This window comes from Paenibacillus turicensis (genome assembly GCF_017873435.1).
Taxonomy (GTDB): domain Bacteria; phylum Bacillota; class Bacilli; order Paenibacillales; family Paenibacillaceae; genus Fontibacillus; species Fontibacillus turicensis.
Genome location: NZ_JAGGKG010000013.1, coordinates 123,275 through 134,835 on the forward strand (window position 1 = coordinate 123,275; position 11,561 = coordinate 134,835).

The window sequence follows — 11,561 nt, forward strand, 5'->3', positions numbered from 1 at the left end:
ATCCATAAGGGATAATTATAAACGATAATACGGGGATCGTCTATTTGGAAGGAATAATAAAAATCTCTTAGCACCTGCTATACTAAGAGATTTTCCCATCAGCCACACGCCACTCTATTAGTTGCTCCTCTGAAAACAACTGAGGCTCGTGAGTAATCATAATGATCGCTGCCCCCGTGGCAATAGCCTGTCTACACAAGCGTATAAGTCTAAGTACACCTATATAATCCAAACCAGCAGTAGGTTCATCTAAAATATAAAGCTTACGTGGCACGATCATACTTCCCGCAACACTCAACAAGCGCTTCTCCCCGCCACTTAATAAAAAAGGGGATATGTCTTGCTTTTCTGCTAAACCTATATCAGTAAGTATTTCTTCTAATCTCTGTAATAAATAGTCAGGTGTTTCGTCCCTTGGTGACAGACCTATTAACGAACGAGGACTATATAAAAGCTCATCCCGTAACGTATGTGCTACAAATTGCTGTTCAGGTTGTTGGAAAACATACCCGATTTGCTGAGAAAATTCGTATAAATTCCACTTTCCCATATCCTTGCCTTGCCAAAACATTTGCGCTTTGGGTGCGCGTAACAAGCCAGTCAGCAGCTTAGATAATGTCGTTTTTCCAGCACCATTTTCCCCACGTAACATCACCCACTGTCCTTGCTCCAACTGTACATTTACTCCCTTAAAAATAAAAGGCTGTCGTTTATTATATTGGAAGGAAAAGTCCTTTAGCTCTAAAAGTGGCGGTTCATTGATTCTTGGCCCAAGTCCATGTTTAGATTCAGGTACAAGTTGAGGCTCAAGTACAATCTCAGGCACAAGTTCAAGTTTAAGTGTAGGTACAGATACATGTTCATGTTCAGAAGGTAATTTCTTTAGCCCCTCTTGTTCCAGTAATAATCCTAGATGAGTGAGCTTTGTCCGCTGTTCCATAAGCAACATCGATGTACGCCCATCCATCACAATTTTACCTTGCTCCATGACAATTAACCTTGATGCCTGTGAAGCAATTTCATCCATTCTTCCACTAAGCGTAATGATGGTGTGGCCTTGCTCTACAAGCTGATGTAGCACCTGTAATAGCTTAGTTCGAGAAGCTTGATCTAAGTGGCTGCTTGATTCATCAAACACAACAACTTTTGTATGCATGGCTAATACTGAGGCGATCAAGGTACGTTGTCGTTGTCCCCCTGATAATAAGCTTACATCAGCTTGGCGAAGTGCTAGCAAATCGGTATCCTCTAAAGCCTTAGTGGTGTACTCTCTCACCTGCTCCACGTCATAACACAAATTTTCCGGACCAAAGCTCACCTCTTCCTCCACACATCCAAGCACAAGTCCACCATAGGGGTCCTGCACAACCACACTAATCACAGGAGAAATTTCCTTAAGCTCGGCTGTCGCTGGATCATGACCATGTACCTTAATTGAACCATGACGTACACCACCACCTACTCTTGGCAAATACCCTGTCAGTAGTCCAGCCAAAGTCGATTTGCCACTACCACTCCCACCAACAATCGCCACCCATTCACCCTCGTTAATACAAAGATTAAGGTTATGAATTAGATCAGCATGGTCACTGGTATAGCGGTAGCTTACATCTATGACTTCAACCACGGAATATGAATTCAAATCCATCAAGTCATTCAACAGCCTCTTACCCTTCTTATCTATACTTATCTACCAATACTAAATCGAGATAATAGACCACTTTTAGCAAGTAGATCGCCTAATACCTTACTTAAATAACCCGCCAAGATCATCCCACTAATAATACGAACAACAAGCGCAATCATCAAGATAGAGGTTCCCCATTTCGTATAACCAAACATTTGAGCCGCAAAGAAAAACCAGATTGGTACCATTGTTCCACCTAAAATAGACATCGAAATGGCATCCCAACGCTTATACCGAAAAAGTGCAAGCACTACCTCTACGACAATCATATAACATAATGCTGCCGCAATAGCGGAAGCAATCCCATAAGCTACCCCTAAAAAGGATTGTACAATCGCGCCAAAGCTATACGTAATGATTGCCGTTCCTGGTTTACGAATAATGTAACAGGCTAACACCCCATATAACATATAGATCCCCGTAATGGTTGAGGTTGCGATTGGCCCACCTACACTATTAAGCATTTGATTCACTGTGGACAGATACATGGTAACTACTGCATTCGCAGTGGCTAGCATCGCCATGAGTACAATATCTAACGTTGTAAAGGACTGAAATATTGAACCTATTGATTTTGTCTTCATCTTAAAATGATCAGCTCCATTTTTAATTGTTAACCACAAATAATAATTTAGGTTAACAATTAAAATACGTCAAGCTATTTTTTTAGACATACCTGGTAAAGCAATTTAAACCTTTGTCATAACATTTAGACGAGACTCCATAAAAAACATAGGGACAGCACACTTAAAATCATGACACAGTAACCACTAGCTTGTATTTTAGGAATAGTTACATAAGTACGAGTTGGATACGCCCCAAAACCTTTGGCATCCATCGCGCCAGCAGTAATACTAATTCGGCGGATTGCACCTGTAAAAATACTAAGTAAGCTTCCTTTCCACATATCGAGGAACTCACCCATACGTTGTGGTGCTTTTCCTCGGCGAAGCTTACGTGCAGCAATTGCCATTTTTGCTTCCTCCTCTAATAAAGGGACAAAGGCAAGCGCAACTGAAACACCAAACACAAAACGATACGGAAGCTTAATATAATGGGTTAACATCACTAAAAAATGACGAGGATTTGTCGTTTCGATATACACCATAGAGGACAAAAATAAAATGATCATGCGAAAGCTAACGACAATTGCTGCCTCGATCGCCGCAGTAGATACACTAAATATACCTAAATCAAAGCTTTCTCCACCTTGTGGTGCAGACAACATAGTTAAAATAAATAAAGGTAATGCAAAGGAACCAATAAAAAGAAAGCGACGAAGCAGCTTCTCTCTATTTCCTACAAGCATACATAATACCAATAAGCAAAAAAGAACAATGAAAGACGGTACCACTTCATTGATGTGCACAGTAAGTATACTTAGACATAATAAAGCAACTAGCTTGCTTAAGGCATCTAAACGATGCATGACCGTATTAGCAGGACTAGCAGCTGCAAGGCTGTTTTTCATGAATAAAATACTCCTTTCCTATATGAGTTAAAACGCAATGTCATATCGTTATCTCCTTCATATCATGTTAATCTCATATTCTTCTCATTTTCAGCTCATATTCTTCTTTCAACAAAGAATACAGATATAAATCCACGAACCCTTCCTCTATTTTCTGGTATTGTCTTAACAGCCCTTCCTGCTGAAATTGAAATGAGGTTAACAGCTTCAATGACGCTACATTTGTAGGTTGTACCAAAGCTTCAATCCGATTTAATCCCATAACTTCATAGCCATAGGATAACATCAAAGCAAGCGCCTCAGACATATACCCTTTTCCCCAAAAAGCTTTGCCTAAATCATAGCCGATTTCTGCCCGATAAGCACCAGATAGCTGCCATGTATTGAAGCCACAGCTACCAATAAGCTTATGCTCCTCCTTCAGCTCAATTCCCCAGCGTAAGGTATCTTCACATTGGGCTAAACCATTAAGCAAGGTTATCATCTCCAGCACTTCATCAGAAGTCGTGAAAGGACTCATATTCATACGCTTAACAACCTCAGGATCTCCCCAATATTGGAGTAACGTATCGGCATCACTGGGGTGCATTTTACGTAAGTTAACCCTCGAACCCTCTATAACGGGAATATTCCCTTCACATTTAAACAACATTTATCACCTTTTCCTTAGTCCTATGATCCGCTAGGTACACGAAGTAATACGAAGCAATTTTGCATGATTTCTAGCAAAAAAGCAATCTGTAAATTACTTAAAGAGCGACAAGTTAAGTTTTTGTTATATGGGCTTCAAAGATACTATAATAAAGCAAAAGGGGATTACAGGAGGTTTTTTATGGTTTACATTATTATTTTAGTAGTATTGCTTGTTATTACAGTCATCCTATTGACTTTAACCCAAAACGTATTTAATAAAATTACAAGGATGAAGGTAAAAAGTAGTGATGCGATTCTTCAGAGCTTGGAGCAAGCAGGCACGTTTACGAAGCAAAAATTCCACGCACTACGTAAACAGAAGGTACATATTACCTCTTTTGATGGTTTACAGCTTCATGGCTACATTATTAAGGCGGTCCATGCTTCACCACGTTGGATTATTATTGTTCATGGTTATACGGCTAACCTGCACTTGTCAGCACAATATATTGATCTATTTCAACAAGAGGGGTTTAATATACTATTAGTGGATCAAAGACGACATGGTGAAAGTGAAGGGGAATACTCAACGTATGGCTACAAAGAAAAATACGATGTAGAATCATGGGTGACAATGCTAACCACACAATATGGAAAAGAGATCATCGTTGGCTTGCATGGTCAATCTTTAGGTGGAGGCACAGTGTTAGAGTATTTAAGTATTGCACAACCTAACGTTAAATTTGTAATTGCTGACTGCCCATATTCTGATCTAACAGAGCTAATCCGCTATCAAATTAAAGTGTTAAACAAAGCACCTCTCTTTCCATTAATACACTTAGTAAATTGGACTTTAAAACGTAAGGCAGGCTTCTCTTTAGAACAGGTTAGTCCAATTAAAGCAGTGAAAAACAGCTTATTACCTGTCATGTTTATTCATGGCACAGAGGATACCTATGTTCCTACACAAATGAGCGTAGACATGTATAATGTGAAGCAGGGAGTAAAAAAGCTATTACTCATCCCAAAAGCGATACATGCTAACGCCTTTAGCGTCGATGCAGAGCTTTATACAGCTGAAACGATTCAGTTTATTCGTTCTAGTTTATCTAGTTTATCATGACCTGCCTATCATTTGATATTGTGCTAATACGATATAATGATCTAGTTGCTGGCTCAAAGCGACGATGGAATCATTTGTAAATTCCTTCGTTTGTGCAGCTTCAACAAGTTGAGATCGTAGCTGTTCAATTTTTTGAACGAGGTCATTACCTACTTTTTTAGTTTTGGATGTCTCATTCATCATAAGGATCACCTCATACTTCAATTGTTGTGATACTACTATGATAAAACATGTTGTCAAAAAACAACCGTGTCAAAAAAAAGCGAAATTTGTAAGATATAAGGAGGCAATACTACTCTATGTTCCAACCAAAACAACCTACAGCAGGCTCGCGTCAGGAGCAATATCAGGCAATTCTCTCTCAATTAAGCGCATTAATTGAAGACGAGCCTAATCCGATTGCCAACTTATCTAATGCAGCAGCACTGCTAAATTTCCATTTAACTGAAATCAATTGGGTCGGATTTTATTTGAATGTTGAGAATGAACTTGTACTAGGCCCATTTCAGGGATTACCTGCTTGTGTGCGTATTCCTATGGGAAAAGGGGTATGTGGTACAGCAGCACAGCAAAAGAATACACTTCGTGTGGCAGATGTACATCAATTTCCTGGTCACATTGCTTGCGATGCAGCATCCAATAGCGAAATTGTGATTCCTATTTTTGTACAGGATCAGTTATTTGGTGTGTTAGATATTGATAGCCCAAACAAAAACCGGTTTGATGAGGTGGATCAACAGCAGCTAGAACAATTTGTAGCAATATTATCCCAACACCTATCACCAGTGGTATTTCCTTCATAACAAATCATGCAAGTATGAAGTGTAAAAATAAAAGCTACATACGATAAGGGAATTGCTTCATTTCCTTTGTGTATGTAGCTTTTAAGCTTGTTAGTTCCTATAGTGCTACATTAGCCGGTTGTGCTACCACCCTAATCTCTGACTCAAGCCCCAATTCGCTTTCCTTTTTCTTCAGCAGCTTACGTTGCTTCCACCGAAAATAAGAGAAGACACCACGAATATATTCATCTGCAATCATACAGCTGTAAATGCCAATGATGCCAAATCCAAGCCCGATGCCAAACAGATAAGAGCCCCCTGTCGCCACAAATCCCATGAAGATCAATGAAATATTCATCGTATATTTTGTATCGCCAATTGCATTTAGAGCATCCCCAATCGCCATATTTATGGCTTTACCAGGCTGTAGCAATAAGTTCATCCATAACAAAGTAACACATAAATTTAAAATGGCTTCATCCTGCGTAAACATCGCTAGCATATATTTACCAACTAGCACTAAAATAAATGAATTTGCAATCACCAAAGGTAAAGCTACCTTCAAAGCCTTAAATACTGCACCGTAGGCTTCTTTTGTTTTGCCTCCACCAAAAAGATGGGCAATTTGAATCTGTGCAGCAAGCGCCAACGAATGGCCAAGCAAGAAACAAAACGACTCTAATGTATTCATGTAGGTCCTAGCTGCTAGCTCGGTTGTTCCAAGCGTGGCAAGGAACGAAAATATAGCAAGCTGTGAAAATACCCAGCTAGACATATTCACACCAAGCGGCCACCCAATATCCAATATCTCCTTAAACAAGCTACGATCAAAGATCCTAAAATCAGAAATGACGATTTTGCGTTGAAAAGTATTAACAAAAATAACGAGCAAAATCACAGTTGCAATTAGTCTGCTCACTACAGTTGAAATCGCTACCCCTTTTAAACCTAGCTCTGGAAAACCCATCGCCCCAAAAATAAAGCAATAGTTTAAAATAATATGAATAATATTCATGCCAACCGCGATATACATTGGGCCTTTGGTATTCCCCGTGTTACGAATCGCTGTCCCTAATGTAGACATAATTGCGGTGAGAATCATCCCCCCACCTACAATCGATATATATACCTGTGCAAGTGATAATAGCTCTTCAGGCAAACTTAACATTTGAGCAATGGATCTTGGAAATGCAATTAACACCACACTTAACACAGCACCAATGACAGTTGTGACCTTTAAGGCGATGATGGCCACAGACCTAGCATCCTCTTCCTTCCTTGAGCCAATCTTTTGTGCAATGACAATACCTGCTCCACTCGCTACAGTAGCAAATAACGTGGTTAGCGCATTAAATAGCTGATTAGAAAAACCTACTACCGCAACCGCCTGATCAGAAATTCGACTGACCATAAGTGTATCTACGGTTCCTAATAAAAACTGTAAAAATACTTCTATAAAAATTGGCCAAGCTAGCAGCCAAAGTGTAAATTTATCCTTTTCCACATGATCAATTTTCTTCATTATTAAAACCTCCAGATGTAGACCAAAAATGATGTACTTGCTTTATACTTGCACTATAAAACTGTAAGCATGAATCACATTATAGATGTTATCTTAAAAATCAGGTATCATTATAGCAACTCAATCTATCACGATTTAAACTTATCATTTTGGTGCTACAGTAAGGAGGAATTTCATTATGTATATCCAATTTACCGCTCCCCCTTTACCCCACTACATTGTAAGCGGTATCTCGGAAATGGCTGTCGGAGATCGTCATCCTAATCGACAAAACATTGGTGTTTTTGATTTACTTGTAGCGAGCAAGGGTTGTTTATATATCGCTGATGCAAACCAAAAATATGAAGTGCATGCAGGACAATTCCTCATTTTAAGACCGGATAGTCACCACTATTCATATATGGGCTGTAAGGAGGAGTCGATCCACCATTGGCTGCATTTTCAATTGTTAGGGGATTGGAGTATTCAAAATGAGGTCAAAACAGAATATGAACATCATGGACCACCTATGACCTTATCTCCGTTCTCAACGTCTAGCTATAAAATTACTGTACCCCAATTCGCAAAGCTACCACAGTTGCCCAAAGTAATCCAAATGATAAATACATTAACTCAAATGAATAGTCATATTCATCTACCAAGTGTACGCTTAAAACAGCAGGCATTGTTCCAAGAGGTTATTTTATTGCTATCTTCATCAGGAAGTGAGGAAGCTCCTTCCCCACAAGCGGTATGTGCGGAGCGTGCTGCATCCTATTTACGTGAACATTATCGAGAACCCTTTTCGTCTCAAGCATTAGCAAGTAATGTTAATTTTCATCCTGTCTACATCGCTCGGTGCATGAAGAAGGTATTTGGCTGCTCCCCCTCCGTCTATTTGATTCAATTACGAGTTGAGCAAGCCAAGCTATTATTGCTACAAACCAACTTAACGGTCGAACGCATTGCAGAAGAGGTAGGATTTAATCAAGCAGCCTATTTCACAGCCTGCTTTAAGAAATTTGAAGGGATCTCACCAAGGAAGTATCGTCAACGCTTCACTTGGACAAAGGACTCATAATCTTTTTGCTTTTTAAACTGATTCCCATCTATAATGAAATTACATTAAAAAGATTATTGGAGGAAATGTATTGACACAGGTTAGGATTTTTGCAGATAGTACCACCGATTTTCCACCCCACTTGGCAGAGAAGTTTAACATTGGCGTTGTCCCTTTGTATGTCGTTTATGGCGAGGAGTGCTATAAGGATAAATTCGAAATATCGACAAACGAAATTTATAACCGCTTTCATACCGAGGGGAAATTACCACAAACCGCTGCACCGGCTCCAGCTGACTTTATCGCTGCTTTTACCCCATGTGTAGAGCGTGGCGAGCAAATTGTATTTATTAGTATGTCTTCTAAAATATCATCCACATACCAAAATGCAACGATTGCCGCTAGTGAATTTCCTAAAGGAAGTATTCATGTTGTAGATTCGCTCAATGTATCTGGTGGGACAGCTATATTAGCGCTGAAGGCTGCAAAGCTTGCTGAGGATGGAGCTACTGTACAAGAGATTGTACAAATGGTTGAGGAAGATCGAAAATATATCGACATGGATGTGCTTGTAAGTCAACTTGATTTCTTGCATAAGGGTGGACGCGTATCTAGTGTTCAGCATATGATCGGAAGTCTGCTTAAAATTCGCCCTGTGCTTAAAATGAAAGAAGGCATTATTTACTCCGCTGATCGTTATCGTGGCAAAACAGAAAAGGCAATCGAACGCATGTTAACTAGCTTCATAGATAATGTGAACAAAATTGATCGTGATCTTGTCATTGTCGCTCAAACCTTAGCTGAAAAAGCAGCAGATTATGTAAAAACAACGTTATTAGAAAAAACGGATATTAAAAACGTCGAAATTATTGAAGGTGGTTGTGCCATCTCTTGTCACTGTGGACCTGGGACAGTAGCTCTTATGTATAAGAAAAAACCTTCATATGCGAATTAATCAACTTAGATAGTTAAGTTACGTTAAAAATATAATTATAATTTAGCCTGATACCCTCTTATTCAAAGACAAGGGCATCAGGCTATTTTCATTTTATTTTCCAAAGGCTTGGGTTACGTTGTGTAGGACAATATTCACTAATTCCCCTAAATCGTCAATTACAGCATCAGCATCAGTATTATTTTCAAGCTGACCACTTCGTTTCCAAACCGCCTTCATTCCAACGTCACGACTTGCTCGTATATCATTATCAGGATGATCTCCAACAAAGAGAGAATTTTGGGCGGTTACTCCCAGTTTAGTTAATGCACGATTGAAAATAACTTTATCAGGTTTCCGCAGTCCTTCCCATTCTGATATTAGCACCTCATCAAATAAATGTTCGATGTGTAATGCCTTGAAATTATCATATTGGAATTGACCAAAACCGTTTGAGACCAATGCTAACTTTATGTCTTGATTCTTTAACACTGTAAGCATATTTAACAAGTTCGGAAAACCTATACAATGCTTTTGAAAATTTCTTATATAATCATCTAATAGTAACTTCCAGTCAATATCTTGAATTGAGAACTCATGTATGATCTGTTGATATACTTTATCCTTCCATACGTAACCATGATTATCAAGTTCAATAAACCGTTGAACAAAAGTTTCTTCGTCAATGATTTGAAACTCTGAGTAACGGTGGTATTGATCTCTAACAAACATCAATAGTGATGAGTCACGGTCTAATAGTGTTCCATCTAGATCAAAAAGAACCGCTTTGATTGTCAATTGAATCACTCCTTTTACCTAATTCGTCACTAATGAACACAACAATATTTAAGAAAAAAGCCTTTCCAAAATAAATATTGATCAAATTTCAAATTGTGTGATTGTGCACCCTCCAAACCACGCTTACTTCATTATTTTTTCTTCCCTGCATCTATATCTTGCGGACGTAAGCCACTCCAAATGTTAGGTATGTCTACTTGCTCAGGATGCTCAAATACGAGAAAGGCAGTTGGTAAATAGCGTTCACCATATTCTGACGAAGGCTTATTCATGATTTCTCCACCTTTACCTACTAAAACGGTAGAGGAGCCCCCATCCAAATTGGCAGCAATGACCGCACCATGCTCTAGCATAACCTCCTGAACATCATATAAGCTTGCCCCAATGCTATAACCTGGCTGACGACCATCAATAATGACAAATAGAATAGAACCATCTGCTTTTTGACCCATCGCAGTACGTGGCGCAATCCCCCAGCCTTCCTTCTGGTTTTTGATTTGTCCTTTGCCATTCACAATAATTCGTGGCTGGAAGGTAACAGCCTCTTGCACGCCAAGCTTACTCAGCTCACTAATCGAATATCTACCAGCAATCATTTTACCTTGCTTATCTATACCTACAATTTGAGCTGACTTTTTTGAGCCCATACCATTGTAGTACATTTTTCCTTGTGAAATAACAAGACCAATCGGCTTAAAACCGTTGCCACGCCAATTCGGATCATCAAAACCTCCGCCATTTACACCTGCAACTGCACCTAATCGACTCACCATACTTGATACCTTTTCACCTTTTCCACGTTTACCAGGAACACCAAGGCGAATTTTAGTAGGATCACTAACAGTTAGAACGTAACCATGGTAGCCTTTACCTGATACCTCATCTACCTTCACAAGTGGCTGGTTCTCTTCCACTTTCTCTTTTGGCTTCGTAATTGTATGCGTATCTACCTCGTCACCCATTTTGTCAAATTGGGCCTGATAAGCTGCAACTCGTTTATTTAGCTCTTCTTGACCAATAATATATTTAGCCCAGTGACGGTGTCTTGTTGTAATCAACGTATCCGCAACTAAAAAACGAAAGCTGTTCCCGGAAGGAGTAAAGAAAAACCAAATACTAAATAAGGAAAGTAATAACAACATCACCGTAAAAAACACCTTTAACTTATAAAAAAAGCCTTTTTTCTTTTTCTTTTTTGTCGTTCTTTTACGATTGGGTGATTGTGTTTGTTTGGGCTTATTATGTTTCCTAGACGCTGTACGACTAGGCAAGGATGTTGTTTCCATTAAAGTTCTCCTAATCCTGATCTCAAAGTGTATTTACTCTATCTCACACATGATATACAGGATAAACGATAAACTGCTAAAAAAAGTTTCAATAAATTAATATCATTACCATTTTGAATACATCCACATCTTGAAATTAGTGCTTGACTGCTAATGTAAACTAGCGAAGAGACAGAGAGATTCTGAAGATTGTCTCCCTCCTTATATTTCATTTTTCTTACGCTAGCTCGCTCATTCGCAGAATATCATTTGTTAGATTATCAAATGAAGGCGAAGAAGGAGGAAC

Annotated in this window: 12 protein-coding genes; 4 read left to right on the forward strand and 8 right to left on the reverse strand. The window is 39.1% G+C overall.

Annotated elements, in window-relative coordinates; translation table 11 throughout:
- Window positions 1-82 precede the first annotated feature (82 nt).
- The 4 genes from J2Z32_RS14135 to J2Z32_RS14150 all read right to left on the reverse strand — a co-directional run bounded on the left by J2Z32_RS14135 (window position 83) and on the right by J2Z32_RS14150 (window position 3,810).
- Window positions 83-1,627, reverse strand: coding sequence for an ABC transporter ATP-binding protein (locus J2Z32_RS14135; protein ID WP_210089827.1), 1,545 nt, complete (start codon window positions 1,625-1,627; stop codon window positions 83-85).
- A gap of 59 nt (window positions 1,628-1,686) precedes the next feature.
- Window positions 1,687-2,271: an ECF transporter S component gene (locus J2Z32_RS14140; protein ID WP_210089828.1), complete on the reverse strand. Its 585-nt coding sequence runs from the start codon at window positions 2,269-2,271 to the stop codon at window positions 1,687-1,689.
- A gap of 125 nt (window positions 2,272-2,396) precedes the next feature.
- Entirely contained in the window at window positions 2,397-3,158 is a 762-nt protein-coding gene (locus J2Z32_RS14145; RefSeq protein WP_210089829.1) for an energy-coupling factor transporter transmembrane component T family protein, read from the reverse strand.
- A gap of 73 nt (window positions 3,159-3,231) precedes the next feature.
- Window positions 3,232-3,810, reverse strand: coding sequence for a GNAT family N-acetyltransferase (locus J2Z32_RS14150; protein ID WP_210089830.1), 579 nt, complete (start codon window positions 3,808-3,810; stop codon window positions 3,232-3,234).
- Window positions 3,811-3,990: 180 nt separating this feature from the next.
- Here J2Z32_RS14150 and J2Z32_RS14155 point away from each other — a divergent pair, with 180 nt between their 5' ends.
- Entirely contained in the window at window positions 3,991-4,914 is a 924-nt protein-coding gene (locus J2Z32_RS14155) for an alpha/beta hydrolase (RefSeq protein WP_210089831.1), read from the forward strand.
- Here J2Z32_RS14155 and J2Z32_RS14160 read toward each other — a convergent pair.
- Window positions 4,909-5,094 (reverse strand): aspartyl-phosphate phosphatase Spo0E family protein, encoded by a 186-nt coding sequence (locus J2Z32_RS14160; RefSeq protein ID WP_210089832.1) that lies wholly within the window; start codon window positions 5,092-5,094, stop codon window positions 4,909-4,911. The two genes, J2Z32_RS14155 and J2Z32_RS14160, sit on opposite strands and share 6 nt — an antisense overlap.
- A 119-nt stretch (window positions 5,095-5,213) precedes the next feature.
- Between J2Z32_RS14160 and J2Z32_RS14165 the strand changes: the two genes are divergently transcribed.
- Window positions 5,214-5,717 carry a GAF domain-containing protein gene (locus J2Z32_RS14165; protein WP_210089833.1) on the forward strand — a complete coding sequence of 168 codons (504 nt, stop codon included), beginning with the start codon at window positions 5,214-5,216 and terminating at the stop codon, window positions 5,715-5,717.
- Window positions 5,718-5,814: 97 nt separating this feature from the next.
- On the opposite strand, the gene J2Z32_RS14170 is transcribed toward J2Z32_RS14165, so the two are convergent.
- Window positions 5,815-7,218: an MATE family efflux transporter gene (locus J2Z32_RS14170; RefSeq protein ID WP_210089834.1), complete on the reverse strand. Its 1,404-nt coding sequence runs from the start codon at window positions 7,216-7,218 to the stop codon at window positions 5,815-5,817.
- A 178-nt stretch (window positions 7,219-7,396) separates the two neighbouring features.
- Here J2Z32_RS14170 and J2Z32_RS14175 point away from each other — a divergent pair, with 178 nt between their 5' ends.
- Both J2Z32_RS14175 and J2Z32_RS14180 read left to right on the forward strand, forming a co-directional pair.
- Entirely contained in the window at window positions 7,397-8,278 is an 882-nt protein-coding gene (locus J2Z32_RS14175) for an AraC family transcriptional regulator (protein WP_210089835.1), read from the forward strand.
- A 70-nt stretch (window positions 8,279-8,348) separates the two neighbouring features.
- A complete protein-coding gene (locus tag J2Z32_RS14180; protein WP_210089836.1) occupies window positions 8,349-9,212 on the forward strand; it encodes a DegV family protein in 864 nt (287 codons plus the stop codon).
- 93 nt (window positions 9,213-9,305) lie between these two features.
- Here the strand turns inward: J2Z32_RS14180 and J2Z32_RS14185 are convergent, their stop codons facing one another.
- On the reverse strand, window positions 9,306-9,989 hold the full coding sequence (locus J2Z32_RS14185) for an HAD family hydrolase (protein ID WP_210089837.1): 684 nt from the start codon (window positions 9,987-9,989) through the stop codon (window positions 9,306-9,308).
- A gap of 131 nt (window positions 9,990-10,120) precedes the next feature.
- On the reverse strand, window positions 10,121-11,275 hold the full coding sequence (locus tag J2Z32_RS14190) for a phosphodiester glycosidase family protein (RefSeq protein WP_210089838.1): 1,155 nt from the start codon (window positions 11,273-11,275) through the stop codon (window positions 10,121-10,123).
- Between the last annotated feature and the right edge of the window lie 286 nt (window positions 11,276-11,561).

Coding starts and splice junctions, on each gene's coding strand:
- J2Z32_RS14165 (WP_210089833.1), top strand. CDS start 5,214: ATGTTCCAACCAAAACAACCTACAGCAGGCTCGCGTCAGGAGCAATAT.
- J2Z32_RS14175 (WP_210089835.1), top strand. CDS start 7,397: ATGTATATCCAATTTACCGCTCCCCCTTTACCCCACTACATTGTAAGC.
- J2Z32_RS14140 (WP_210089828.1), bottom strand. CDS start 2,271: ATGAAGACAAAATCAATAGGTTCAATATTTCAGTCCTTTACAACGTTA.
- J2Z32_RS14145 (WP_210089829.1), bottom strand. CDS start 3,158: ATGAAAAACAGCCTTGCAGCTGCTAGTCCTGCTAATACGGTCATGCAT.
- J2Z32_RS14160 (WP_210089832.1), bottom strand. CDS start 5,094: ATGAATGAGACATCCAAAACTAAAAAAGTAGGTAATGACCTCGTTCAA.
- J2Z32_RS14155 (WP_210089831.1), top strand. CDS start 3,991: ATGGTTTACATTATTATTTTAGTAGTATTGCTTGTTATTACAGTCATC.
- J2Z32_RS14170 (WP_210089834.1), bottom strand. CDS start 7,218: ATGAAGAAAATTGATCATGTGGAAAAGGATAAATTTACACTTTGGCTG.
- J2Z32_RS14190 (WP_210089838.1), bottom strand. CDS start 11,275: ATGGAAACAACATCCTTGCCTAGTCGTACAGCGTCTAGGAAACATAAT.
- J2Z32_RS14150 (WP_210089830.1), bottom strand. CDS start 3,810: ATGTTGTTTAAATGTGAAGGGAATATTCCCGTTATAGAGGGTTCGAGG.